We start from the raw sequence: 25,093 nt of genomic DNA, 5'->3' as shown, positions 1-25,093 counted from the left end.
ACAATCGAACGATCGTTCTATTTTTGATCCATGGAGAGACTTTAAATGGCTTACAGCATCGATTTGTCCGGCCGCGTGGCCCTGGTGACGGGCGCATCCAGCGGCCTGGGCGCGCAGTTTGCGCGCACCCTGGCCCGCGCAGGCGCTGGCGTGGTGCTGGCCAGCCGCCGGCTGGAAAAGCTCAAGGAGTTGCGTGCCCGCATCGAGGGCGAAGGGGGCGACGCCCATGTCGTTGAACTCGATGTGACCGACCTCGATTCCATCAAGGCCGCCGTGGCCCACGCCGAGACAGAGATGGGGTCCATCGACATTCTGGTCAACAACTCGGGCGTAAGCACCACGCAGCGCATCCAGGATGTCACGCTTGAGGACTACGACTTCATCTTCGACACCAACGTCAAAGGCGCTTTCTTTGTGGCGCAAGAGGTGGGCAAGCGCATGCTGGCGCGCTCGCGCGGCGCGGCGCCGGGCAGCTTCACGGGCGGGCGCATCATCAACATTGCCTCCATGGCCGGGCTCAAGGTGCTGCCGCAGATTGGCGCCTACTGCATGAGCAAGGCCGCCGTGGTGCAGATGACCCGCGCCATGGCGCTGGAGTGGGGGCGTTTCGGCATCAACGTGAATGCCCTCTGCCCAGGTTACATCGACACCGAAATCAACCACAGCCACTGGCAGACCGAGCAGGGCCAAAAACTCATCGCCAGGCTGCCGCGTAAGCGCGTGGGGCAGCCGCAGGACCTGGACGCCCTCATCGTGATGCTGGCCAGCGACCAGAGCCACTTTGTGAATGGCGCCGTGATCGCTGCCGACGACGGCTTTGCGGTCTGAGGCGCCGGCGGGCGCTGGCACCAGCGCCGGCATTCTGGCCGGGCTGGCGGCTGGCGCGCTGTGGGGGCTGTCGTTTGTAGCGCCCCGCATGGCCAGTGGCTTTGCGGCCATGGATGTGACGGCAGGGCGGTTCATCACCTACGGGCTGGTAGCGTTGGGCATGATGGCCTGGGGCCTGCACACCCGCCGCCTGCCCACGCCGCGCCAGTTTTTCGCCGCGCTGATGCTGAGCCTGCTGGGCTTTACCGGCTATTACCTGCTGCTGGTGCTGGCCATTCGAGACATGGGCGTGGCGATGCCGGCGCTCATCATCGGCACCATCCCCGTGTGGGTGATGCTGCTGGGCAAGCCCCAGGGGCTGCGCTGGTCGGCCTTGCTGCCCGGACTGGGGCTGACGGTGGCAGGGCTGCTGCTGATGGCTGATGTTCCTGCCGGGGCGGATGAAGGCGCAAGCCAGGGACTGCATTTTTGGCGCGGCCTGGCATCGGCGGGCGGGGCGCTGGTGAGCTGGACGGCCTTTGCATTGCTGAATGCGGCCTGGCTCAAGCGCCACCCCGAGGTGCGCGCCACCGAATGGGCCAACTGGCTGGGCGTGGCCACCGGGCTGGGAGGGCTGGTGCTGTGGCTGCTGGCGGGCACACCGGCCGCCGCGCTGGCCGCCACGCCGGGCATCGGCTTTTTTCTGCTGCTGTGCCTGGCCATCGGCTTCGGCTCGAGCTGGCTGGCCACCATCTTGTGGAACCTGGCCAGCCAGCGGCTTTCGGCCAGCCTGTGCGGGCAGCTCATCGTGAGCGAGACCCTGTTTGCGCTGGTCTATTCTTTTGCCTGGGACGGCCACTGGCCGGCGCCCGCGCAGTGGGCGGCCAGTGTGCTGTTCACCCTGGGCATCCTGGCATCCATCAAGGCACACCGATGAAGATCGAAATCCCCGAGGTCAAGAAGCTGGTTTACGAAATGCGCTTTCCCGTGCGCTGGGGCGACATGGATGCCATGGGCCATGTCAACAACACGGTGTACTTTCGCTACCTGGAAACGGCGCGCATCGAATGGATGGTGTCGGTGGGCTGCAACCCCGATCCGAAAGGGCAGGGGCCAGTCATCGTGAATGCCTTTTGCAACTTCTACCGGCAGCTCGAATTTCCGGCAGATGTGCTGCTCAAGCTGTATGTGAGTGACCCGGCGCGCACCACGTTCGAGACCTGGGGCACGATGGAACGCGTGGACCAGCCCGGCGTGATTTGCGCTGCCGGGGGCGCCACCACGATCTGGGTGGATTTCCCGGCGCAGAAAGCGGCCCCGCTGCCCGACTGGATGCGGGCGTTGGTCACCGGGTGATTTTTGAGTAAAAATGGCCTGTAGCGCTTATGGGTAAAGCGCTACCAGCTATCAAAATAGTAGTTATTCGGTGGGCTTTTTGGCTTTGGGCAACCGGCCCATCAGGTAGAACTCGGGGTTGGGCTGCATGCCGGCAAAGCTGGCCATGCGGTTGGACAGGCCAAAAAACGCCGTGATGGCGGCAATGTCCCAGATGTCCTCGTCATCCAGCCCGTGGGCGTGCAGGGCTGCAAAGTCGGCGTCTTCCACTTCGTGTGCGCGCTGGCACACCTTCATTGCAAAGTCGAGCATGGCACGCTGGCGCGGCGTGATGTCGGCCTTGCGGTGGTTCACAGCCACCTGGTCGGCCACGAAGGGTTTCTTTTCGTAGATGCGCAGGATGGCGCCATGGGCCACCACGCAATACAGGCACTGGTTGGCGGCGCTGGTTGCGGTGACGATCATCTCGCGATCACCCTTGGTCAGGCTGCCTTCTTCCTTGAGCATCAATGCGTCGTGGTATGCAAAAAACGCCCGCCACTCGGCCGGGCGCCGCGCAAACGCCAGGAACACATTGGGAATGAAACCTGCTTTTTCTTGCACTTCCACGATGCGTGCGCGGATGTCTTCGGGCAGGGTGCTGAGGTCGGGAAAAGGGTAGCGGCTCATGGGGGTCTCCTGTGTTGTTGGTGTCGATTTCATTCACCGTACCACGGCGCCGGCGCAGGCAACGGTGCTGGAAGCTGTCGGTGCTGCGGCCCCCTGCTGGCGTGGGTGGCGTGAAGTGGGATTTTTGGGTTCCGTGGGGTTTATGAAAATCATAAAAACTATCGGTAGTTTTGTTTTAATTGATTTCTTATTTGGTGCGTCCCTTACTATCATTTTGCTTGCATTCATCCACACAAGGAGCGCTACATGACCGAAGAATCCAAATGCCCATTCCACGCCGCTGGTGCCAGCAGCAGCCGCACCAGCCGTGACTGGTGGCCGAATCAGTTGCGCGTGGATTTGCTGAACCAGCATTCCGAGCGCTCCAACCCCCTGGGCGAGAAATTCAACTACGCCGAAGAGTTCAAGAAACTCGACTATTCCGCGCTCAAGGCCGATCTGAAGGCGCTGCTGACCGATTCGCAGGACTGGTGGCCCGCTGACTGGGGCACCTACGCCGGCCTGTTCATCCGCATGGCATGGCACAGCGCGGGCACCTACCGCACGGTGGATGGCCGTGGCGGCGCCGGCCGTGGCCAGCAGCGTTTTGCCCCGCTCAACAGCTGGCCCGACAACGTGAGCCTGGACAAGGCGCGCCGCCTGCTGTGGCCGGTCAAGCAAAAGTATGGGCAAAAAATCTCGTGGGCCGACCTGATGATCCTGGCCGGCAATGTGGCGCTGGAAAACTCCGGCTTTCGCACCTTTGGCTTTGCCGCCGGCCGCGAAGATGTGTGGGAGCCCGATCAGGACGTGAACTGGGGCGACGAGAAGGCTTGGCTGGCCCACCGCAACCCTGAGACCCTGGCCAAGAACCCCCTGGCCGCCACCGAGATGGGCCTGATCTACGTCAACCCCGAAGGCCCCAACGCCAGCGGCGACCCGCTGTCTGCCGCAGCCGCCATCCGCGCCACCTTTGGCAACATGGCCATGGACGACGAGGAAATCGTGGCGCTGATCGCCGGTGGCCACACCCTGGGCAAGACCCATGGCGCCGCTTCTGCCAGCCATGTAGGCGCAGCGCCCGAGGCCGCACCCATCGAGCAGATGGGCCTGGGCTGGAGCAGCAGCCACGGCAGCGGCAGCGGCGCCGATGCCATCACCTCCGGCCTGGAGGTGGTGTGGACCCAGACCCCCACCCAGTGGAGCAACAACTTTTTCGAGAACCTGTTCAAGTTCGAATGGGTGCAGACGCGCAGCCCGGCCGGGGCGATCCAGTTCGAGGCCAAGGACGCGCCCGAGATCATTCCCGACCCGTTTGATCCCGCCAAGAAGCGCAAGCCCACGATGCTGGTCACCGACCTGACGCTGCGCTTTGACCCGGAGTTCGAGAAGATCTCGCGCCGTTTCCTGAACGACCCGCAGGCGTTCAACGAAGCCTTTGCGCGCGCCTGGTTCAAGCTGACCCACCGCGACATGGGCCCCAAGGCGCGTTACATGGGCCCCGAAGTTCCGAAGGAAGAATTGGTCTGGCAAGATCCGCTGCCCGCGCCGCTGCACAAGCCCACGGCCGCAGACATTGCCGAGCTGAAGGCGCAGATCGCGGCCTCGGGCCTGTCGGTCGGCGAGCTGGTGTCGGTGGCCTGGGCTTCGGCCTCTACGTTCCGCGGCGGCGACAAGCGCGGCGGTGCCAACGGTGCGCGCCTGGCGCTGGCCCCGCAAAAGGACTGGGCGGTGAACCGCACTGCCGTGGATGTGCTGCCCAAACTGCAAGCCATTCAACAGGCGTCCGGCAAGGCGTCGCTGGCCGATGTGATCGTGCTTGCCGGTGTGGTGGGCGTGGAGCAGGCGGCCCGGGCTGCGGGCGTGGCGGTGAATGTGCCTTTTGCCCCCGGCCGCGTCGATGCACGCCAGGACCAGACCGATGTCGCGTCCTTTGCCGTGATGGAGCCGGTGGCCGATGGCTTCCGCAATTACCGACGCGTTGCCGGCAGCACAGCGACGGAAGAGCTTTTGCTCGACAAGGCCCAGCAACTCACCCTCACGGCGCCAGAGCTGACGGCCCTGGTGGGTGGCTTGCGGGTGCTGGGTGCCAATTACGACGGTAGCCAGCATGGCGTCTTCACCGACACGGTGGGCGTGCTCAGCAACGACTTCTTCGTCAACCTGCTGGACATGGGCACCGTCTGGAAGGCAGTGGACGAAACGACACAGGTGTTTGAAGGCCGCGACCGCAAGACTGGCGCGGTCAAATACACCGCCACCCGCAACGACCTGGTGTTTGGCTCCAACTCGGTGCTGCGCGCCCTGGCCGAGGTCTATGCCAGCGCCGATGCCCGCGAAAAGTTCGTTCGCGACTTCGTGGCGGCCTGGACCAAGGTGATGAACCTGGACCGGTTCGAGCTGACTGAAGCGCCTGCCAACGCCTGAGCGCCTTGATCACGCCACCTGTTTTGCCCGCGGTGGGCCGGGCAGGTGGCGTTCTGCTTTCCTGGTGGACGAGGCGGCTAACATGGCAGCCCTTTTTCAGGCCGCAACGGAGAGCCCGCATGACCACACCCCCATCCACCAAAGACTTTGACAAAGGCCTGGCCACGCGCAAGCAGGTCATGGGCGAGGACTTTGTGGCCAATGCCTTTGGCAATGCCACGGCGTTCACGCAGCCGATTCAGGAATTCATCACGCGCAACGCCTGGGGCGATGTGTGGCAGCGCCCGGGACTCGACATGAAGACGCGCAGCCTGATCACGGTGGCCTTCCTCACGGCCCTGGGCAAGCAGCATGAGCTCACGGGCCATGTGCGCGGTGCGCTCAACAACGGCGCGACGGCGCAGGAGATTCAGGAGGTGCTGCTGCATGCGAGCATCTACTGCGGTCTGCCGGCAGCGGTGGAGGCTTTTCGCACTGCCGCCGAAGTGATCGACGCTCCTGCAAAGGGCTGACCGTGCAGTCTTGCGCTCGGACTGCCTCCTGTCGCCCGTAAAAATGGCATGCACCAAGCCAGCGCCACCGTGGAACTGGCTTTGCCAGGCTACCGGTGGCGTCCCCCTCAGGGGGAAGGCGTGAAGCGACTCAGGGGGAGCCTATGCCCCCGCCACCAGCTTGTGCACCAGATCGGCGGCGGTGGAGGCGTTGTACTTGCGCATCAGGCGGGCGCGGTAGATTTCCACGGTGCGGTGGCTGATCTCCAGGGCTTTGCCGATTTCCTTGGAGGTCAGGCCTTCCAGCAGTTTGGCCGCCACTTCGCGCTCGCGCCCCGTGAGCTCGGCCTTGACGGTGCGCTGCGAGCTGAGGTCTTCAAAGCTCCAGATACCCGATTCGTGGGGTGCTTGGCGGTTGAGGGCCCGGCCGGACACATGGCACCAGAACACTTCGCCGTTGGCCCGTTTCATGATGCGGTTGTCGGCGTAGTGGCCCTTGGCGTTCAGAATGGGCTCCATGTGTGCACCCAGGCGTTCGTACTCGTCGGCACTGGGGTAGAGAATCTGAAAGGATTGCCCGATCAGCACCTCGCGCGAGGCCCCAAACATTTCGCAGACTTGCCGGTTGCAGTCCATCATGGTGCGGTTGCGTGAAAGCACCAAACCCACTGGAGCAAATTCAAAGGCCAGTCTGTAATCAACGTCCATAGTGCAAATCTTTACGGGGTACTACTTACAAGTCTACGTAGTATCGTAGCGTATCCAATCTATCAAGGAGAGCGTGGTGAAAAAGTTATTTCCTTCTGCAGCCAAGGCCCTTGAGGGCGTGGTTGCCGATGGCCAGTTGCTGGCCGTGGGTGGCTTCGGCCTGTGCGGTATTCCCGAGGCATTGATCGATGCACTGCGCGATACCGGGGTGAAAAACCTCACGGTGATTTCCAACAACGCGGGCGTGGACGGGTTTGGCCTGGGCAAGCTGCTCGAAACGCGCCAGATCAAGAAAATGATCTCGTCCTATGTGGGCGAGAACAAGGAGTTCGAGCGCCAGTACTTGGCCGGGGAACTCGAACTCGAATTCACGCCCCAGGGCACGCTGGCCGAGAAGCTGCGCGCGGGTGGCGCCGGCATTCCGGCCTTTTTCACCAAAACGGGTGTGGGCACCATCGTGGCTGAGGGCAAGGAGCTGCGCGAGTTCGACGGCGAAACCTATGTGATGGAGCGTTCGCTGGTGCCTGATGTCTCGCTGGTCAAGGCCTGGCGCGCCGACCAGTCGGGCAACCTGCAGTTTCGCTTGACGGCACGCAATTTCAACCCTGCCGTGGCCATGGCCGGAAAGCTGTGCGTCGTGGAGGTGGAAGAGGTGGTGGAGACGGGCTCAATCGATCCCGACCAGATCCATCTGCCCGGCATCTATGTGCACCGCATCGTGCACAACGCCCACCCTGAAAAGCGCATCGAGAAAAGAACTGTCACAGAGAAAGCAGGAGCCTGACCATGCCTTGGACCCAAGACCAGATGGCCGCCCGTGCGGCCCAAGAACTCGAAGACGGTTTCTATGTGAACCTGGGCATCGGCATTCCCACGCTGGTGGCCAACTTCACCGGCGACAAGGAAGTGTGGCTGCAGTCCGAGAACGGCATGCTGGGCATTGGCCCGTTTCCCACAGAAGACAAGGTGGACGCCGACCTCATCAACGCCGGCAAGCAGACCGTGACCACCATTCCCGGCTCGTCCATTTTTGGCAGCCACGACAGCTTTGCCATGATCCGTGGCGGCAAGATCAACCTGTCCATTTTGGGTGCCATGCAGGTCAGCGAGCAGGGCGACCTGGCCAACTGGATGATCCCCGGCAAGATGGTCAAGGGCATGGGCGGCGCCATGGACCTGGTCGCTGGCGTCAAGCGCGTGATCGTGCTCATGGAGCATGTGGCGCGCAAGAAAGACGGCACCGAGGACATGAAGATCCTGCCCCAGTGCACGCTGCCGCTCACGGGTGTGGGCGTGGTGGACCGCATCATCACCGACCTGGCCGTGATGGACGTGACGCCGCTGGGCCTCAAGGTGGTGGAGCTGGCGCCTGGCGTGACGTTTGACACGCTGCAGTCCAAAACGGGTGTCACGCTGCTGCAGTGAGGACAGAGCTTGACTTCACTCAAGAAGGGCCCGCGCAAGCGGGCCTTTTGCCAACGAAGTCCGACCGCTATGGTCTTATATTCAAGGCAGTCCCATTTGAAGTTTCCGCATGACTGATCCATTTTTGGCAGCCACTGCTCCTGACAGCCCGCACTACCTGCGTGCGCTCACCGACATGGCCGACCGGCGTGCGGTGGTAACCCAGGACGCCATCTATACCGACAACGGCATCAAGCTGGTGGAAAAAGGGGCCCGCATCGACAGCCGCCTTTACGACCGGCTGGTGCAGCACAAGCTGCGCGAACCCATCGATCGGCACCTCACGGTCGAGAATGCGGTGGATGTGTCGGCGCTGATTGCAGCCGGGCAGGATCTGGCCGAACAGGGCGTCTTGCCCCAGATGCTGGCGCAGGCCCTGGGTTCTGCAGGCAAGCTGCTGGCGCCTTTGCGCTCCGTTTCTCTGCCCGATCCTGTTGCCTTCAAGCTCACCGTCATGCGTGACCAGCGGCCCGGCCTTTTCGAGCACAGCCTGCAGATGATGATGGTGGCCGTTTTTCTGGGGCTGAAAAGTGGCCTGAGCGAACGTGATTGCGTGCCGCTGGCCGCTGCCGCGCTGCTGCATGACGCCGGTGTGCTGCACATGGATCCCTCCTGGATGGACCCCCTCAACAAGGTCACGGGTGTGCAGCGCAAGCATTTGGTGGCCCATCCCATCACCTCGATGCTGATGCATCAAGGATGCCGGCGTTTATCCCCGATCGGTGGAGATTGCCGTGCTAGAGCACCACGAGCGCATGGATGGCAGCGGTTATCCGCGCGGCTTGCCTGGGGCGGAAATTTCGCCCATGGGGCGCATCCTGCTGCTGGCCGAGGTGGTGACGGCCTTCTACGAAAAATACACCGACATGCCCGCCCAGCGGTTGTCTCTGGTGCTGCGCCTGAACCACCGCAAGTTCCCGGCCGCACTGGTGGCCCATGTACTGCCCCTGCTGCAGGAAGACGTGGCGCGCGATTCCGCCCTGATGCCCCTGGGCGCCGACGCGCCGGTGCAAATCGATACCCTGGCGGGCGCCTTTGAGCAATGGGAGCAGCTCAAGGCGGCATTGCCCCCCGCCGCCAGGCAAGTGCCGGGCAGTGTGTTCGCCTTTGCCGATATCCGGCTGCAGGCACTGCAAAAGGCGCTGATCGAAGCCGGATCCCACCCTCGGCAGCAAGGCGATCTGCTCGAACAACTGCAAGGCGACGCCTTGGGGTTGGCCGAAGTCGCTCTGGTAGGGCGCGAAGCGCTGTGGCAGCTGCAAAGCATCGTCAACGCCTGCTACCGCCGCTGGCCCCAGCTGATGGACCGCGCCAGCCCTGCGGATGCGGCAGTGGCCGACTGGTGTGATTGGGCGATGCGCAAGTTGTAGCCGTCAGCCTTTCGGAAACACGGTTGCCATGGTTCGCCCAGAACCGTGGGCGGCCGTCACGACAAACCAACTGGGGGCGGCAGGGTTGCCCTGTGCCAATGCGCTGGGGCGCCGGGGCATGGTCATGGATGGCCGCCTTGCGGCGGGACCATGGCGCGCGTTCACCTGCTGCTGTCTTGCGGGCGCCATGGTGGCGCTTGCTTCGTTGGGCGCAGGCAAGAAGGGCCGACCGCCCAAAACCCTGTGGCAAGTTTTGGCCCAGCATTCGAAATACTGGTTATATTTACAGTGTTTTCGTTTTCTGAAGCCCCTGTACCACCATGCCTGCACCACGCCCCCATCTGCGGGTTGCGTTCGACCTGCCGTCTGCCGTGCCCGGTGTCTGGCATGCGGACGCATTGGGTGCGGGCCCGCAGCCAGCGCAGCCTTCGGGGTATGCGCAGCTCGATGCACAACTGCCAGGCGGTGGCTGGCCCGTGGGAGCCTTGAGCGAGGTATTGCAACCCATGGCGGGCCTGCACGAATGGCAGCTGGTGTTGCCCGCACTGGCGCAGGCAGCGGCCCGGCGCGTGGGGTGCGTGGTGGTGGTGGCGCCACCGTGTGAACCTTTTGTCCCGGCACTCAAGGCGCAGGGGCTTTTGGCAGAGCGCTTGTGCGTGGTGCGTGCCGACAACGCCAAGGCTGCGCTCTGGGCGGCCGAGCAGGCGCTGCGCTGTCGTGAAGTGCTGGCTGTCATGGCCTGGTTGCCCCAGGCGCAATCTGCCGCCTTGCGCAGGTTGCAGCTGGCAGCGGCACAACAGCAGCAGCTGCTGTGGGTGTTTCGCCCGGCCAGTGCAGCACCGCAGGCATCGCCCGCCTTGCTGCGGCTTCAGGTGCAGGGGCTGGCCCTGCCGGGGGATACCGTCATATCGCCCGGCATGCAGGTGCAGATCCTCAAGCGCCGGGGCCCGCCCCTGGTGCAGGGGCTGGATCTGCCGGGCTGCCACCCCCGTCTGGCACAGGTGCTGGCGGCGCAGGCCGAGCGGCGGCGCGCTGCGCAGGTGGTGGCCCGTGCAACGGTGGTGCGCCACAGCCCCGCACAAGCATTGCCGCTGCGCCTGGCACCAAGGACTCTGAGGGCCATGCCAGAGAGGAAAGACCATGCACTGGATCGCGCTGCCGTTGCCCTGGTGCGATGAGCCCGCGGCAATTCCGGGCGCTGCCATGCAAGCGGCGGCGGCGGGCTGGTGGGCCTTGCGCTTTACGCCGCGCGTGGCGCTGGTGGATGGCGAAGCGGTGTTGCTGGAGGTGTCCACCACCGAGCGGCTCTGGGGCGGGCGCGATGCCTTGCTGGCGCAGGTGCTGCAGGCCTGGGCCGATGCATCGGTCGGGCTGCCGGATCACCCAGCCACCCGGGAGGCGGGGGTACCACCGCCTGGCACGCAGGCGGTGTGGGGCTGCGGGCCGACAGCCCTGGTAGCGCAGGCCTGGCTGCGCATGGCGCAGGCCGGGCGTGCGCCATCAGGGCACAACGTGGAGGGCTTGCCTTTGCACACGTTGACCGCCCTGCGCCCGCATGTGGCCAGCCTGGAGCGCATGGGTTGCCGAACTTGGGGGGCCTGCGGGCGCTGCCGCGTGCCGGGGTGGCCCGGCGTTTTGGTGCCAAGGTACTGAGGGTGCTGGATCAGGCCCTGGGCGATGCCCCCGAAGCCCATGCCTGGCTGGAGCTGCCCGAGCAGTTTGCGCTGACCGCCGAGCTGCCCGCACTGGCCGAGTCGGCCGATGCGCTGCTCTGGAGTGCCAGCCGCTGCCTCGCGGCCCTGCAGGGCTGGCTGCAGGCGCGCCAGCAGGGTGCACTGGCGCTGGATCTGGCCTGGCGCCACGACCTGCGGCGCATCGATGGCGTGGTCATTGCCCCCACGCAGGCCCTGCCGGTGCGCACCGCCCAGGCCACCCAAGACATGGCGCACCTGCGGCGCCTGTTGTCTGAAAACCTGGCGCGCACGGCGCTGGCGGCGCCGGTCAACCAGATCACGCTGCGCCTGCTCGAATCCGCCCCGCTGCCGCACCGAAGTGCCAGTTTGCTGCCGTCCGGGGATGGCGTGGGCGGTGGCCGTGACGACCCGGGTGGAGCACCCGGCGAGGCCTTGCACCAGTTGCTTGAACGCCTGTCGGCCCGCTTGGGGGCCGACCATGTGGTGGCCCCCGTGCTGCAGGCCGACCACCGGCCCGAGCGCATGCAGCAGTGGTGCCCTGCGGCCGAGGTGCTGGGCCATGGCTGTGCGCCCCCCGGCATCCAGACCCCCGACACAAAAGCCCCCGATGCCACCCTGTGGCCCACCTGGCTGCTGCGCCCACCCCGGCGGCTGGCGGTGCAGGGCAACCGCCCCTGCCACCACGGCGTGCTGCGCCTGCTGGCGGGGCCGCACCGGTTCGAGGCGGGCTGGTGGTCGGCCGAGGACGAGGGCGCTGGCGACCCGGGCAATGCCTGCGCTGGCCTGGCGCTGCGCGACTATTTTGTGGCGCACAACGATGTGGCGGGGTTGGTGTGGGTGTTTCGTGAGCGGTTGGCACCGCAGCCAGGCGGTGCGGTGCAAAAGGACGCGACGCAAAAGGACGCGATGACGGCCGCGCAGCCGCACCGCTGGTTCCTGCACGGCATTTTTGGGTGAGACCATGGCGTCTTCCTCCATGCCGTCCGCAATGTCCGCTCCATCCGGGGGCGCCATGCCATCGCCTGCGCCCTTGCCGGGCTATGCCGAGCTGCATTGCCTGTCCAACTTCAGTTTTCAGCGCGGTGCCTCCCATCCCAAGGAACTGGTGGCCCGTGCCGCCCAACTGGGTTACCAGGCCCTGGCGCTGACCGATGAGGGCTCGGTGGCGGGTGTGGTGCGTGCCTGGGAGGCGGCCAAGGAATGCGGCTTGCACCTCATCGTGGGCAGCGAGTTTGTGTGGGGCGACCTGCGACTGGTGGCCCTGGCGCGGGATGCGCAGGGGTGGGGCAATCTGTGCGAATTCATCACCGCGGCCCGCGCGGCGGCGCCCAAGGGGCAATACCACGTAGGCCCGGGCAGCCCCTTCAGCCTTTTGCAGGGGTGCGAGCTGCTGCTGGCCCCGTGCCGCGAGCGCATGGATGCTTCTGATTTTGTAGCTGTCAGCGCTTGCCTATCAAGCGCTAGAGCCCAATTTGGCTTGAATTTTGACGGCCACCTCTGGCTGGCGGTAGAGCTGCATCTGGCCCCCGACGACAGCCTGTGGCTGGCCACGCTGCAGCGTGCGGGCGCGGCGCTGGGCCTGCCGCTGGTGGCGGCGGGCGACGTGCACATGCACGCCCGCTCGCGCAAGCCGCTGCAGGACGTGATCACGGCCGTGCAGCGTGGGTGCAGCGTGGCCGAATGCGGCTTTGCCCTGCAGCCCAACGCCGAGCGCCACCTGCGCCAGCGCGTGCGCCTGGCAGGCATCTACCCGCCCGAGCTGCTGGCCGCCACGCTCACGGTGGCAGCGCGCTGCACTTTCAGCCTGGGCGAGATCCGCTACCAGTACCCACTGGAGACCGTGCCCTCCGGCATGACGCCGGCCCAGGCCTTGGCCTGGCTGGCACAAGAGGGGGCCATGGGCCGCTATCCGCAAGGGGTGCCCGACTGGATTGCCGCACAGATCCGCAAGGAGCTTGCGCTGATTGCGCACTGCCAGTACGAGATGTACTTCCTCACAGTGCACGACATCGTGCGCTTTGCGCGCAGCCAGGGCATCCTGTGCCAGGGGCGGGGCTCGGCCGCCAACTCGGTCGTCTGCTATGTGCTGGGCATCACGGCGGTGGCCCCCGAAGATTCGCACCTGCTGTTCGAGCGCTTCATCAGCAAGGAGCGCAGCGAGCCGCCCGACATCGACGTCGATTTTGAGCACGACCGGCGCGAGGAGGTCATCCAGTACATCTACGCCAAATACGGCCGCGAGCGCGCCGCCATTACCGCCGTGGTCGCCACCTACCGCACGCGCAGCGCCCTGCGCGATGTGGGCAAGGCGCTGCGCGTGGCGCCCGCCTTGGTGGATGCCTTTGCCAAAGACCACCACTGGTTTGACGAAGGCATTGCTGCCGACCGTCTGCAAGAACTGGCGAAAGGCCTGGGTGTGCCGCTGCACCGGCACACGGCGGCGCTGTGGCTGGAGCTGGCCACACAGCTCAAGGGCTTTCCGCGCCACCTGAGCCAGCATGTGGGTGGCTTCGTGCTCACCCAGGGCAAACTCACGCGCCTGGTGCCGGTGGAGCCCGCCAGCATGGAGGGCCGATCCGTCATCCAGTGGGACAAGGACGACCTGGACACCATGGGGCTGCTCAAGGTCGATGTGCTGGCGCTGGGCATGCTCAGCGCGCTGCGCCGCTGCCTCCAGCTGCGTGCCGTGCTGCGCGGCGAGCCATGGGGGCTGGCCGATATCCCCCGCGAAGATGCGGCCACCTACGACATGATCTGTGCCGCCGACACCGTGGGCGTGTTCCAGATCGAAAGCCGCGCGCAGATGAGCATGCTGCCGCGCCTGCAGCCGCGCGTGTTCTACGACCTGGTGGTCCAGGTGGCCATCGTGCGCCCCGGCCCCATCCAGGGCGGCATGGTGCACCCCTACCTGCAGGCGCGCGAGCGGCGGCGGCACGGCCAGCCGCTGGAGCTGGAAAAACCCGAACTCGAAGCCGCCCTGGCGCGCACGCTGGGGGTGCCGATCTTTCAGGAACAGGTGATGCAGATCGCCATGATCGCGGCGGGCTTTGGCCCCGGCATGGCCGACGACCTGCGCCGGTCCATGGCCGCCTGGAAGCGCAAGGGCGGCGTGCACCGGTTCGAGCGCCCGCTGATCGGCGGCATGGAGGCACGCGGCTACCGCACCGAATTCGCACAGGCCATTTTTCAGCAGATGCTGGGCTTTGGCGAATACGGCTTTCCTGAAAGCCACGCCCACAGCTTTGCACTGCTGTCTTATGCCAGCAGCTGGCTCAAGTGCCACGAACCTGCGTGTTTTCTGGCGGCGCTGCTCAATTCACTGACCATGGGTTTTTACAGCGCCTCGCAACTGGTGCAAGACGCGCGCCGTCACGGCGTGCGCGTGCTGCCCATTGATGTGCTGGCCAGCCACTGGGATTGCACCCTCGAAGGCCCGTTGGCCGCCGTGCCGGGCGTGGCACTGCCCCAGCCCGCTGTGCGCCTGGGGCTGCGGCTGGTCAGTGGCCTGGCCACCGCTGCGGGCCAGCGGCTGGTGCAGATCCGGCAAGCGCTGCACGACGCGGCCGTGGCGGGCAAACCAGGCGCTGCACCCGCACCCGAGCTAGCGCCCGAATTCGTGCCTGCCACATGTTTCACCAGCACCGAAGACCTGGCCTTGCGTGCGCAACTGAGCCAGCAAGACCTGCAGGCCTTGGCCGCAGCCGATGCGCTGGCCAGCCTCTCGGGCCACCGCCGTCAACAAATGTGGGATGCCGCTGCGCAGCACACCGCACCTGCCTTGTGGCGCGATGTGCCCGTGCACGAAGTGCCGCTGGCGCTGCCCGCTGCGCACGAGGGCGAGGAAATCGTCTTCGACTATGCAGCCACCGGTCTCACCCTGCGTCGCCACCCGCTGGCCCTGCTGCGCCCGCGCCTGGCCCGCTGGCGCCTGCAGACCGCACTGCAGCTGCACAGCGCACCCAACGGCCGCAAGGTGCGCGCCTGCGGCATCGTCACCATGCGCCAGCGCCCCGGCACGGCCAAGGGCACGATGTTTGTCACGCTCGAAGACGAGACCGGCCCCGTCAACGTGATCGTGTGGCCCGCACTGGTGGAGCATTGGCGTCAGCCACTACTGGGTGCGCGCCTGCTGGCGGTGGAGGGCGTGTGGCAGTGCAGCCCCCATGGGCCCGACGGCCAGGCCGTGGTGCGCCACCTGGTGGCCCAGCGCTTCAAAGACCTCACGCCCCTGCTGGGGCGCATGGCGCAGGCGTTGCAGGGCAGCCGGGATTTTCATTGAACCCGGAAGCGGCAGCTGGATGCGCCCGCCGGCGCCCAGAGCGCGGCAATGCCGGGTGCATAGCGCTTCACCCATCAGGTGAAGGCCATCGAAATCAACAACGATAAATTTCGTGCGGCTGGGCAAAGGGTACGAAGCGGTCAACTGCCGTTTGCAGGTTGAACGCAGGCCATGGAGCCTCATGAGGGTTTGAAGCATCGCTGCAAGTGTTTGCCATCCTGGCTGCCGTCAGTGGCATACCGCCTTTTTCAAGGTTTTAATGAAAATGGCCTGTAGCGCTTATGAGTAAAGCGCTAACAGCTATCAAAATATGAGTAATCTGGGCGCCGGCATAGCGCCGTGTTGCGGGCGATTTTCAGCGCGGCGCAGGGCGCGCAGGCGCTGCAGGCTTGCCCGCACTGCCCGCCTTGACCGGTTGTGTGGCCTGCGCCAGCAGGGGGGCGCACTGCGTATCGTCGTCGGCGCCCGGCACTGTCACGGGCAGCAGCGCCAGCGCTGCCGGGGCCACCACTGCCGCCGCGATCGCCGCGCCTGCGCGCAGCAGCAGCGGGCCGGGTTCCACACCTACATCGGGATTGGCAAAGCTGCCGCGCACATACAGCGGGGTGCGCAGCGAGAAGAACTTCCACTGCAGCGATTCGGGTTTGATGTGCAGGTTAAGGCGCTCATGGGCCATGTCGATGGTGCCGCTGGCGTCCACAATGGCCTCGTTGGTGCTGAGCTTGCCGGTGCGCACCGTGGCCACACCTTCGCGCACGGCCAGGTCGGCCACGGCGCAGCGCAGCTGCACCTCCTTGTCGTCGCCAAACAGCTTGCCCACAACGATGCTGCCCACGTTGAGCGCTGCGCGGTTGAGCAGTTCGCGGCTCAGGGTGCCGTCGCGCACATACAGGCGGGCCTCACCGCTGCTGGTGCCCAGCCATTGCGCCACAGAGTTGCCCTTGCCGCTGAGTGCCATCGCGCCATCGAGCCGGCCCAGGCTCTTTTGGGTGAGCTCGACCTCGGGAAACAGCGAGGCCAGTCGCAGGTTTTGCACCCGCGTGTCCAGGCGCACGGTCAGCGGTTTGTTGCGGCTGTCCAGCACCACCGTCGATTCGATCTGGCCCTTGGCCACGCCGAAGTGCAGCGGGTCCAGGCGCAGCACGGCATCGCTGAGCAGGGCGTGCACGCTGAGGTCTTCCAGCGGCAGGCTGCCGGGCCGGATCACGCGCTGTCCCGAGAATTTCAGGTCCATGTCCATGGCGTTCCAGCGGTCGGTGGCAAACGGGGCATCGGGCAGCAGTTTGCCGCTGCGGCCCGCGCTGGAGGACGGCGTGGTGGCCGTGCCGAGCACGGGCCCCAGGTCCGCCAGGCGCAACTGCCGGGAGGTGACGCTGCCCGACAGCTTGCCGCGCGGCGCTCCCGACGCAAAGCGCAGATGGCCATGCAGATCGCTCTGGCCCACGGTGCCGGTGAAATCGCGGTAGTCCCACACCGCCCGGCCCGGCTGCAGGCTGCCCTGCAAACGGCCCCGGGTCTGGAAGGCGGGCGTGTTGGGCAACACCAGGCCGGTCAGCGCATACAGGTCGGCCATGCTGGCGCCTTTGAGCATCACCTGTAGGTCCATGCCCGACAGCGCGCCGGGGTTGGCCAGAATGCCTTCGACGGCGGTCTCCAGGCTGCCGGCTCTGACGGTGAATTGCAGCGGGTAGTTCACCTCCTTATTGCGCAGCGAGAGCACGGGGCCTGCCTTGCCCTCGCCCTCGATGCGGGCCTTGCCCAGGGTGCCTTTCAGTTCAAAGCGCACGCCGTAGACCGCGGTGTTGGCGGGGATCACGGGGGCCGTGGTGGTCGAAGCGGGCGTTGCCGGCTCTGCCGCACCGGAGGCGGGGGTTGCTTCGTTGATGGTGGCGATATGCGCGCTCAGGTCCAGCTTTCTGCCGGCATCCGCGTAGGCAAGCTGCCCCTTGTGCACCACCAGCCGATCCATGTTGACCGTCCAGCGCGGCGAAATGTCGTCGGGGCTGCGCCGGGGTTCAAACGTCCAGTTGTTGCGGCCGTCGCTGAGGCGGGCCAGGGCGACATCGGGGCCGGTGAGTTCGAGCGTGTCGATGGCCACTTCGCGCGCCAGCAGGGGCCAGAGCTTGAGCGATGCGCGTGCCATCTCGGCGCGCGCCATGGGCCGGGGCCCGGCGGTCTTGCCAGGGCGGGCAAAACCGGGCGGGTCCTGCATGACCAGCTGTGTGCCTTGCAGCGTGACGCCCGGAATCCAGCGGTGCCAGCCCTCGTCCTGCGTCTGCGGCCACTGCCACGAAGCCGAGAGATCGCCTTCCACTGCAAAGGGTCGCCCGGTGGCCTCGCTCAGGGTTTCGTTCAGCCAGGGCTTGAAACGGTTCCAGTCCAGCTGGGTGAGCACAACGGCGCCGATCAAAAGCAACCCGAGCAGGCTGCCTGCCAGGCCCGCTATCAGACGCGGTCCTTTGCGGCGAGGCGATGGTGGCACGGGCTCTAAAGGTGCGGCTGCCGGCACGGTGTGTTTATCCATCAGGGGTTCTGTCATGGGGAAGCAATGCTAGCCCGCTGCGCCCGCTTTTTGGCCGATCCGGCAGGGCGAAGCGCGTATTGGCGCAGTTGTCCTACAGCCCGTGCGCACCAGCGCGGGCCGTGCAGCCAACGCGTCCTAAAATCTGCACGCCATGCACAACCCCCGCCATGCCTTTGTCTTGCCCCTGCGCGACGGCGTGGGCCCCAGTTGCGTGGTGCTGCCTTCGCAAGGGCAGGGCAGCATGCTGGATTTTCTGGCCCAGCGCCTGCCGGGCGTGCAGCGCAGCGAATGGCTGCAGCGCATGCAAGCGGGCGACGTGGTGGATGAGCGGGGCGTGGCCGTGCTGCCGCACCGGCCTTTCGAGGGCGGCATTCGCCTGTATTACTACCGCCAGCTGCAGTCTGAGCCCGAGCTGCCTTTTGCGGAGACAGTGCTGTACCAGGACGAGCACCTGCTGGTGGCCGACAAGCCGCATTTCATGCCTGTGACGCCTTCGGGGCGCTATCTGCAGCAAACGTTGCTGGTGCGCCTCAAGCGCCGCCTGGATTTGCCCGAGCTGTCGCCCCTGCACCGCATTGACCGCGATACCGCCGGACTGGTGCTTTTCTCGGTGCAGCAGCGCACGCGCGGTGCTTACCAGGCGCTATTTCGCGACCGCCAGATCACCAAGCATTACGACGCCGTTGCGCCGTGGCACGGCGATGTGCACTTTCCGCGAGACCACCGCAGCCGCCTGGAGGAAAGCCCACAGTTTTTTCGCATGCACGAAGTGCCCGGCGATCCCAACAGCCACACCCGGATGCAGGTGTTGCAGGTGGCGGGCGACTGGGCCCTGTACCGGCTGTCGCCCATCACCGGCAAACGCCACCAACTGCGTGTGCACATGGCCGCTCTGGGCTTGCCGCTGCGCAACGACCCGTTCTATCCGGTCGTCAACGATGCCCCCGAAGGCGATTATTCGCGTCCCCTGCAGCTGCTGGCGCGGTCGCTGGAGTTTGTGGACCCCTTGACGAGGGGGCCCCGGGTGTTTGAGAGCCAACAGCGGTTGATTTTGCAGGACTAAGGGTTTACCATTAGATGCAATTTATGTGTATCTATTACACAGATTGTTGATATTGCGACAGAGCCTGTTAGCTGCGGCTCGTGTAGGAATACCTGCAAATTGAACTGAAAACAAGCTGTGGGCACATGACCGCGAGCGGAAAAATCAATGAACCCCACGTCGACTAGCGCCCCCACATCTGGGCCCAAGCCTGCGGCCCATCGCTCCGTCGCCTTCAAGCTGTCGCTTGCTGCGCTGGTCAGCTTGCTGGTGGTGTTGCTGGTCACCATGGGCATCGTCAGCGGCCTGCTCTGGAAAGATTTTGGCCGCATGTCGCGCGAAGAGGCGAGCCGATACGCCGCCCAGGTGCGCGCGCTGGTGCAAACCTTTGACGAGACCGCGCAAGACCAAGCCCACCATGACTTTGCCATTTTCAAAGCCAATTTCCCGGGCAAGTTTGAAGTGGCCGAAGTGCCCGGGGCAGATGGCAAGGCCGAGGCCGTGCTGTCGTATGAGGGTGCGGCTCTCAACGGTGACTTCAATGTGGTGGACCAGTTTCTCAAAATCAGCGGGGGTGCCACGGCCACCATCTTTGCGCGCACGGGCGACGACTTCATCCGCGTGACCACCTCCGTCAAAAAGCAGGACGGTGAGCGCGCCTTCAAGACGATGCTGGACCGCAACCACCCGGCCTATAGCCTGATGAACGAGGGCAAGACGTATATCGGCCGTGCCAGCCTGTTTGGCCGCGAATACATGTCCGTGTACGAGCCCATTCGTGAAGGCAACCGCACCATCGGCATTTTGTACATCGGCTCCGACATCGGCGCCATTCTGGGCAAGCTCGAAACCGTGATGGCAGGGCAAAAGCTCTTCACCTCGGGTGCCGTGTATGCCGTCAACCTTTCGTCGGGCCCTGCGCGTGGCAGTGTCTTTGGCCTGCCCGGCGCCGGCAAATCCCTGAAAGTGGATGAAAAGGACGACGACGCAAAGGCCTGGTTGGCTTCGTTGGCAGCGATTGATCAGGCCGGCGATCTGGAGTCGGCGTGGTCACCACGGCGCAGCACGGAGGGCGACCGCGCCACGCGCTTTGTGGCCGTGGAACGTTACAAGCCCTGGTCCTGGGCCATCGTTGCCGAGGCACCCTTGGCTGAAATGATGGGCGAGGCGCGCTATGTGCTCACCTGGCTGTGGCTGGGGCTTGCCGTGGCGCTGGTGCTGCTGGCCGTGGTGCTGGTGGCGGCCACGCGCCGGCTGGTGGGGGTGCCGGTGCAGCAACTGAGTACGGCACTCGGTTATCTGGCGCATGGTGATCTCACGCACGCGGTGTCGGTTCGCTCCCGCGATGAAATCGGCTCTCTGGCACTGGCGATGGAAGGGTTTCGCGTGCGTCTGGTGGAAAGCCTGGGCACGGTGCGCACCAGTGCCGACAGCGTGTCGGCCGCCAGCACCGAAATCGCGCAGGGCAACCAGGACCTTTCTGGCCGCACCGAAAGCCAGGCCAGCGCGCTGGAGGAAACGGCAGCCAGCATGGAACAACTGGGGGCCACCATCCGCCACAACGCCGACAGCGCCAGCCAGGCCAACCAGCTTGCCGTGGGCGCAAGCCGGGTGGCAGCGCAGGGCGGTGAAGTCGTGTCGCAGGTGGTGCGCACCATGCACGACATCAACGCCAGCAGCCAGAAAATCGCCGACATCATTGGCGTGATTGACGGCATCGCATTTCAGACCAACATTCTGGCGCTCAACGCGGCAGTCGAGGCAGCCCGTGCGGGCGAGCAGGGCCGGGGCTTTGCCGTGGTGGCCACCGAAGTGCGCAATCTGGCGCAGCGCACCGCTGCCGAAGCCAAGGCCATCAAGGAGCTGATAGGGGCCAGCAGCAGCATGGTGCAGCAAGGATCGGTGCTGGCCGATCAGGCGGGTACCACGATGCAGGAGGTGGTCGGTTCCATTCAGCGCGTGGCCGACATGGTGTCCGAGATCAGCGCCGCCAGCAACGAACAGACTGCGGGCGTGGGCCAGGTGGGCGAGGCCGTCACGCAACTCGACCAGAGCACGCAACAAAACGCCGCGCTGGTCGAAGAAATGGCGGCGGCTGCCAGTAGCCTGAGCGGACAGGCCGAGCAGATGGTGATGGCGATTGCGCGCTTCAACCTGGGCAACACAGGCGATTCGGGCCAGCGCACATTGCAATCGCCGGCCTCTGGCCGGGCAGGCCAGAAACGGCTGGGCGCCTGAGCCAAAAGCCAGCGGTGCGTGCCGCCGCACTGTGGTCTGTTGCACTTTTATGCAGCCCCCGCGCCGCCCCATCGTGTGGCGGCGCGCACCCAGGTTGCGCCGGTGGAGGCGCCTATAATGCGAGGCTATGCGGGTGTAGTTCAATGGTAGAACTTTTGCTTCCCAAGCAAATAGCGTGGGTTCGATTCCCATCACCCGCTCCACTGCATCGTTCCAGGGAATTCTGAGGAAGTCCAAGAGGCATCGTAAGTCGTTGATTCTGGTTGAGTTTTCGACACCTCGATGTTCCAGTGGGCTCCACGGAAATCCACCTGAAGCCACGACGTTTATGTCCATTTTTGTGTCCATTTTTGCGGGCACGACGGCTTCCGGATTGTTGCTAGGGCGCTGAGGTCGATGGGTTAAGCATCTGGTTCCTGACTCATGTTCAGGAGCTAGAGCATGGCACTCTCAGACTTGGTGGTCCGCCAAGCCAAAGCCACCGGCAAGGCCTACACACTTCCAGACATCGATGGTCTCTCCCTGGCCGTGACGGCCACGGGCAGCAAGAGCTGGCACTTCCGTTACTACTGGATGAAGGAGCCCAAGCGCATGTCGCTGGGCACCTATCCCGAGGTGTCCCTTCGTGAGGCACGCGCCCTGCGTGACGAGGCGCGCGCCTTGGTGGCCAAGGACATCAACCCGCGCCTTCACCGCAAGCAAAAGCGCGCCGCGGTCAAACTCGCCGGTGAAAACACCTTCGAGGCGATCTACAAGAAGTGGCTTGCCCACCGCGAACTCGGCCTCAAGAAGGGCCGGCAGACCACCCTCTCGATCCTCCCTCGCGTCTTCGCCAAGGATGTGCTGCCCTTGCTGGGCAAGCGCTCGATCTACGACATCAAACGCCCTGACCTGCTGGAAGTGATCGCCAGGATCGAGCGGCGCAAGGCGCTCTCCGTCGCCGAGAAAGTCAGGACGTGGTTCAACCAGATGTTCCGCTACGCGCTGGTGGTCGTGCCGGGCCTGGAGCAGAACCCGGCTTCCGACCTCGACGTGGTGGCGCTGCCGCTGCCCCCGGTGAACCACAACCCGTTCCTGCGCATGGCCGAGTTGCCGAAGCTGTTGCAGCGCCTGCGCAAGTATCGTGGCCGGCTGCAGACCCAGCTCGGTCTGCGGCTGCTGCTATTCACCGGCGTGCGCACGGGCGAGCTGCGCCTGGCGACGCCGGATCAGTTCGACCTCGATCGGGGCCTCTGGATCATCCCGCCCGAGGTCGTGAAGCAGCTCCAGGTGGGCATGCGCAGGAAGCGCCAGTTGCCCAAGGACATTCCACCCTACATCGTGCCGCTGTCGGTGCAGGCCATCGAGATCGTCCGGCACCTGCTCGAACAGCTCAAACCGGCCCAGCACTATCTGTTCCGCCACGACAGCGAGTTGAAGAAGCGCATGAGCGAGAACACGCTCAACGGCGCGCTCAAGCGCATGGGCTATCGCGACCTGCTGACCGGGCACGGCATCCGGGGCACGATGTCCACCGCGCTCAACGAGATCGGCTACCCGAAGGTGTGGGTGGACGCGCAACTCTCGCACGTCGATCCCAACAAGGTCAGTGCCACCTACAACCACGCCGAGTACGTCGAGCAGCGGCGGCGGATGATGCAGGATTGGGCCGACCGGCTCGATCTCTTCGAGCAGAACATGGTCGAGGCAGCGAGCATGCCGCTCACCATTCATTTGGAGGGCGTGCCCGTCCTCTCGGATGAGGAAGCCGCGAGTGCGCCACCCAAACCAGCGGCCGCGTCGGCGCCGCTCCTGATCGTGACCAGGCCGGGAGACGCGATGCCACTGGTGTCAGCCGAGACGCATCGGCTGCCCGCAGTGCCGTTGCCGCGTTCCGTCATGGAGGAACCGCTGTCCGACATACAGCGCCAGCGGATGGAGCTGGTCGATGTCTTCGAGGCACCACACAACCTGCCAGTCGCCGAGTACGCGAAGATGGCGGGCAAGTCCCGCCGGTGGATCAGCTACGAGATCAAGGCCGGCAACCTGCTGGCGCTGAACCTGGGCAACCGTGGTCAGCGCGTGCCGGATTGGCATCTCGATCCGGTCAAGCACGCGCTGATCCAGGCGGTCCTCAAGCTGACCAGGGGCGCCGACCCTTGGCAGATCTACAACGCGCTCCTGCAGCCGCGCGCGAAGCTGCGCGGCGGCTCGGCCCTGGAAAGCGTCAGTGCCACAAATCTCGACAAGATCATCATGGCGGTGAGCACGACGGTGAAGGAAAGCGAGTGGTCCCCGCAGCAGGTGGCGTTTGCGTAGCGCGCCAGCGCCCAGCAGTGCGCGCCCCTGTCTCAGGACACGGAGCGCGCGCGGCGGGCGAATCTTTCCTGGGGCTCGGTCAAGGACGAGGACGGGCGAAGCAGGTAGGCCATCACGATGATGGGTGCGCCAGCCAATGGCCGCGCGGCGATGCCGCGACGCAGGTAGCAGGTCAGTCTCGCGGCGGGTGCGACGGCAATGCCGTAGCCCGCGGAGACGAGCGTCATCGCCATGTCGAAGGTGCTGACGGTCTGCTCATGGCCCTGCGGTGCATCCTCGACCAGGCCATGCGCCACCGCGCGCCACGGCTCGTCGGCCGTTGACTGCGCGCAGATCAACGGCTGCTTGAGCAGCTCTTGGCGAGGCACTTCACGGTAGGACAGCAGGTGCGAGCGCTTGGCGACGGCGACTGCCAGCGTGTCATGCCACAACGGCTCGCACACCCAGCCTGGCCACTCCCAGGCGGCTGTGGACAGGGCCAAGTCAAAGTTATCGTGCGGCAGTTCCTGCGCCTGCGCTGTGGCACTGCATCCGATCAAGGCGGTGGCGGTCTCTGGCTCTTCGGCGCGCTGCAACGCCAGCAAGTCGGCAAGCGGTGAAGGCTCCCACTCGCCGAGCACAGCCACCCGGATTTCAGTGGAGGCATCGCTCGCATCCAGCAAGGGCTCATGCGTTCTGCGTCACTGCTGTGACCTCGACAGCTTGAAGGTGCCTTGCTTGATGCCGGGTGGATAGGCCCGATTCGCCATCCATGCCCGTGACGCAAAAGGTCGGCCGCCGATGCAATGCGGGTCAAGGTCCAGACCGAAAGGGAATCGTACCGTCCAAAATCCCCGCGTCACATCGGGCGTTGATCGGTGCCTTGCGGGCGTCCGACACACTCCACGCGGTCGATGAACTGCCGCAGCGGCTCCATGATTTCGCCTTCGGGTCGCAATAGATAGGTCGTCAGCGAAGCGGTCTCGTCGGCCAGCGGCCGCACGACGACATCGGCCTGATGGCAACCCGCCAGATGCGCCGCGCTCGAAAAGCCCACGCCGTAGCCGGCGGCCACGAGGGCCAGCATCAGGGAATGGGTCTTGACGTACTCGGCTACCGTCGGCTGCGCATCCACCGTGCGGAGCAGCCGTTCGCGCTGCCGGCTGCAACCTTCGCAGACCTGGGGATCGCACAGCACCAGCGGATAGCTCGCCACTTCCTCCAGCGGCACTTCCTTGAAAGCCAGCAGCGGATGCCTGGCGGGCAAAGCCACCACCAGCGGGTCTCGCCACACCGGCATGGCGACGATGCCGGCGTCCATTTCACCAGCCAATGCAAAACCTGCGTCATACAAGTCGTTGCGCAGTCCAGTCACCAACTGCGCCAGTGGCGTTTCAAATATCCGAATGCCGACCTGTGGTGCCTCCTCGCGGCAAAGCGCAAGCAACGCCGACAAGCGGGCCTGCCCCATGTCACCAGATAGTGCGATGCGCAGCGTGTTCCGCTGGTTCGCTGCGGCGCGTGCCTTGGTCTGCGCTTGCTCGAAGGCCAGCAGTACGCGCCGGGCTTCTTCGAGGAAGACCTGTCCCGCCGGTGTGAGACGAACACTGCGTGGCAAGCGGTTGAGCAGCGGCACCCCTAAATCCGCCTCCATCTGGCGGATCGTGCGCGACAGTGGAGACTGTTCGATGTGCAGCCGTCGAGCAGCCCGGCCGAAGTGCAGTTCCTCGGCTACGGCGATGAAGCAGCGAAGATTGCGTAAGTTCATGCTTTCTCCCTACCGATGTGA

The 25,093-nt window shown here is 65.2% G+C and carries 18 protein-coding genes, 1 tRNA gene and 2 pseudogenes; 16 read left to right on the top strand and 5 right to left on the bottom strand.

The window, feature by feature from the left end; genetic code table 11:
• Positions 1-45 precede the first annotated feature (45 nt).
• From DTW89_RS04180 to DTW89_RS04170, 3 genes are read left to right on the top strand one after another with little or no spacing between them, the layout of a single operon-like run.
• A complete protein-coding gene (locus DTW89_RS04180) occupies positions 46-828 on the top strand; it encodes an SDR family oxidoreductase (protein ID WP_114655006.1) in 783 nt (260 codons plus the stop codon).
• Positions 818-1,744, top strand: coding sequence for a DMT family transporter (locus DTW89_RS04175; protein ID WP_114655005.1), 927 nt, complete (start codon positions 818-820; stop codon positions 1,742-1,744). Before DTW89_RS04180 ends, DTW89_RS04175 begins: the two co-directional genes overlap by 11 nt.
• Positions 1,741-2,163, top strand: coding sequence for an acyl-CoA thioesterase (locus DTW89_RS04170; protein ID WP_114655004.1), 423 nt, complete (start codon positions 1,741-1,743; stop codon positions 2,161-2,163). The genes DTW89_RS04175 and DTW89_RS04170 overlap by 4 nt, the downstream gene beginning before the upstream one ends.
• A 63-nt stretch (positions 2,164-2,226) precedes the next feature.
• On the opposite strand, the gene DTW89_RS04165 is transcribed toward DTW89_RS04170, so the two are convergent.
• Positions 2,227-2,811, bottom strand: coding sequence for a peroxidase-related enzyme (locus DTW89_RS04165; protein WP_114655003.1), 585 nt, complete (start codon positions 2,809-2,811; stop codon positions 2,227-2,229).
• Between DTW89_RS04165 and DTW89_RS19255 the strand changes: the two genes are divergently transcribed.
• From DTW89_RS19255 to DTW89_RS04155, 3 genes are all read left to right on the top strand, one after another.
• Complete coding sequence (locus DTW89_RS19255; protein WP_147277625.1) at positions 2,810-3,061, top strand: hypothetical protein; 252 nt, start codon at positions 2,810-2,812, stop codon at positions 3,059-3,061. The genes DTW89_RS04165 and DTW89_RS19255 overlap by 2 nt on opposite strands.
• Positions 3,058-5,217 (top strand): catalase/peroxidase HPI, encoded by a 2,160-nt coding sequence (gene katG, locus DTW89_RS04160; protein ID WP_114655002.1) that lies wholly within the window; start codon positions 3,058-3,060, stop codon positions 5,215-5,217. Before DTW89_RS19255 ends, katG begins: the two co-directional genes overlap by 4 nt.
• Before the next feature lie 119 nt (positions 5,218-5,336).
• A complete protein-coding gene (locus DTW89_RS04155) occupies positions 5,337-5,729 on the top strand; it encodes a carboxymuconolactone decarboxylase family protein (protein ID WP_114655001.1) in 393 nt (130 codons plus the stop codon).
• A gap of 141 nt (positions 5,730-5,870) precedes the next feature.
• On the opposite strand, the gene DTW89_RS04150 is transcribed toward DTW89_RS04155, so the two are convergent.
• A complete protein-coding gene (locus tag DTW89_RS04150) occupies positions 5,871-6,416 on the bottom strand; it encodes a PAS and helix-turn-helix domain-containing protein (RefSeq protein ID WP_114655000.1) in 546 nt (181 codons plus the stop codon).
• 76 nt (positions 6,417-6,492) lie between these two features.
• Here DTW89_RS04150 and DTW89_RS04145 point away from each other — a divergent pair, with 76 nt between their 5' ends.
• The 6 genes and pseudogenes from DTW89_RS04145 to DTW89_RS04120 all read left to right on the top strand — a co-directional run bounded on the left by DTW89_RS04145 (position 6,493) and on the right by DTW89_RS04120 (position 15,223).
• Positions 6,493-7,200 (top strand): CoA transferase subunit A, encoded by a 708-nt coding sequence (locus DTW89_RS04145; RefSeq protein WP_114655034.1) that lies wholly within the window; start codon positions 6,493-6,495, stop codon positions 7,198-7,200.
• 2 nt (positions 7,201-7,202) lie between these two features.
• Positions 7,203-7,841: a 3-oxoacid CoA-transferase subunit B gene (locus tag DTW89_RS04140; RefSeq protein ID WP_024814972.1), complete on the top strand. Its 639-nt coding sequence runs from the start codon at positions 7,203-7,205 to the stop codon at positions 7,839-7,841.
• Between the two features lie 109 nt (positions 7,842-7,950).
• A pseudogene (locus DTW89_RS19955) lies at positions 7,951-9,250 on the top strand (HD-GYP domain-containing protein).
• Between the two features lie 320 nt (positions 9,251-9,570).
• A complete protein-coding gene (gene imuA, locus DTW89_RS04130; RefSeq protein ID WP_114654999.1) occupies positions 9,571-10,428 on the top strand; it encodes a translesion DNA synthesis-associated protein ImuA in 858 nt (285 codons plus the stop codon).
• Positions 10,391-11,901 (top strand): annotated as a pseudogene (locus DTW89_RS04125) (Y-family DNA polymerase). Before imuA ends, DTW89_RS04125 begins: the two are co-directional and overlap by 38 nt.
• Before the next feature lie 31 nt (positions 11,902-11,932).
• Positions 11,933-15,223: an error-prone DNA polymerase gene (locus tag DTW89_RS04120; RefSeq protein ID WP_236637024.1), complete on the top strand. Its 3,291-nt coding sequence runs from the start codon at positions 11,933-11,935 to the stop codon at positions 15,221-15,223.
• A 355-nt stretch (positions 15,224-15,578) separates the two neighbouring features.
• Here the strand turns inward: DTW89_RS04120 and DTW89_RS04115 are convergent, their stop codons facing one another.
• Positions 15,579-17,762, bottom strand: coding sequence for an AsmA family protein (locus DTW89_RS04115; RefSeq protein ID WP_114654997.1), 2,184 nt, complete (start codon positions 17,760-17,762; stop codon positions 15,579-15,581).
• Positions 17,763-17,898: 136 nt separating this feature from the next.
• Between DTW89_RS04115 and DTW89_RS04110 the strand changes: the two genes are divergently transcribed.
• The 4 genes from DTW89_RS04110 to DTW89_RS04095 all read left to right on the top strand — a co-directional run bounded on the left by DTW89_RS04110 (position 17,899) and on the right by DTW89_RS04095 (position 23,325).
• Positions 17,899-18,810 (top strand): pseudouridine synthase, encoded by a 912-nt coding sequence (locus DTW89_RS04110; protein ID WP_201740941.1) that lies wholly within the window; start codon positions 17,899-17,901, stop codon positions 18,808-18,810.
• Between the two features lie 147 nt (positions 18,811-18,957).
• The gene (locus tag DTW89_RS04105) at positions 18,958-21,027 is read left to right on the top strand and encodes a Cache 3/Cache 2 fusion domain-containing protein (RefSeq protein ID WP_114654995.1); all 2,070 of its coding nucleotides are present in this window, start codon (positions 18,958-18,960) and stop codon (positions 21,025-21,027) included.
• A gap of 129 nt (positions 21,028-21,156) precedes the next feature.
• Positions 21,157-21,230 (top strand) — tRNA-Gly (locus DTW89_RS04100).
• A gap of 238 nt (positions 21,231-21,468) precedes the next feature.
• Positions 21,469-23,325: a tyrosine-type recombinase/integrase gene (locus DTW89_RS04095; protein ID WP_114654994.1), complete on the top strand. Its 1,857-nt coding sequence runs from the start codon at positions 21,469-21,471 to the stop codon at positions 23,323-23,325.
• Between the two features lie 32 nt (positions 23,326-23,357).
• Here the strand turns inward: DTW89_RS04095 and DTW89_RS04090 are convergent, their stop codons facing one another.
• Complete coding sequence (locus DTW89_RS04090) at positions 23,358-23,984, bottom strand: LysR substrate-binding domain-containing protein (RefSeq protein WP_114655033.1); 627 nt, start codon at positions 23,982-23,984, stop codon at positions 23,358-23,360.
• A 179-nt stretch (positions 23,985-24,163) separates the two neighbouring features.
• A complete protein-coding gene (locus tag DTW89_RS04085) occupies positions 24,164-25,072 on the bottom strand; it encodes a LysR family transcriptional regulator (RefSeq protein WP_114654993.1) in 909 nt (302 codons plus the stop codon).
• Positions 25,073-25,093 lie beyond the last annotated feature (21 nt).

The sequence above is a fragment of the Acidovorax sp. BoFeN1 genome (assembly GCF_003345135.1).
GTDB classification, from domain to species: Bacteria; Pseudomonadota; Gammaproteobacteria; order Burkholderiales; family Burkholderiaceae_C; genus Acidovorax; species Acidovorax defluvii.
The sequence above is the reverse complement of the archived record's forward strand: the minus strand, read 5'-3'. Positions and strand labels throughout refer to the sequence as shown.

Coding starts and splice junctions, on each gene's coding strand:
- DTW89_RS04180 (WP_114655006.1), top strand. CDS start 46: ATGGCTTACAGCATCGATTTGTCCGGCCGCGTGGCCCTGGTGACGGGC.
- DTW89_RS04170 (WP_114655004.1), top strand. CDS start 1,741: ATGAAGATCGAAATCCCCGAGGTCAAGAAGCTGGTTTACGAAATGCGC.
- DTW89_RS19255 (WP_147277625.1), top strand. CDS start 2,810: ATGGGGGTCTCCTGTGTTGTTGGTGTCGATTTCATTCACCGTACCACG.
- DTW89_RS04165 (WP_114655003.1), bottom strand. CDS start 2,811: ATGAGCCGCTACCCTTTTCCCGACCTCAGCACCCTGCCCGAAGACATC.
- katG (WP_114655002.1), top strand. CDS start 3,058: ATGACCGAAGAATCCAAATGCCCATTCCACGCCGCTGGTGCCAGCAGC.
- DTW89_RS04155 (WP_114655001.1), top strand. CDS start 5,337: ATGACCACACCCCCATCCACCAAAGACTTTGACAAAGGCCTGGCCACG.
- DTW89_RS04150 (WP_114655000.1), bottom strand. CDS start 6,416: ATGGACGTTGATTACAGACTGGCCTTTGAATTTGCTCCAGTGGGTTTG.
- DTW89_RS04140 (WP_024814972.1), top strand. CDS start 7,203: ATGCCTTGGACCCAAGACCAGATGGCCGCCCGTGCGGCCCAAGAACTC.
- imuA (WP_114654999.1), top strand. CDS start 9,571: ATGCCTGCACCACGCCCCCATCTGCGGGTTGCGTTCGACCTGCCGTCT.
- DTW89_RS04120 (WP_236637024.1), top strand. CDS start 11,933: ATGTCCGCTCCATCCGGGGGCGCCATGCCATCGCCTGCGCCCTTGCCG.
- DTW89_RS04115 (WP_114654997.1), bottom strand. CDS start 17,762: ATGACAGAACCCCTGATGGATAAACACACCGTGCCGGCAGCCGCACCT.
- DTW89_RS04110 (WP_201740941.1), top strand. CDS start 17,899: ATGCACAACCCCCGCCATGCCTTTGTCTTGCCCCTGCGCGACGGCGTG.
- DTW89_RS04105 (WP_114654995.1), top strand. CDS start 18,958: ATGAACCCCACGTCGACTAGCGCCCCCACATCTGGGCCCAAGCCTGCG.
- DTW89_RS04095 (WP_114654994.1), top strand. CDS start 21,469: ATGGCACTCTCAGACTTGGTGGTCCGCCAAGCCAAAGCCACCGGCAAG.
- DTW89_RS04085 (WP_114654993.1), bottom strand. CDS start 25,072: ATGAACTTACGCAATCTTCGCTGCTTCATCGCCGTAGCCGAGGAACTG.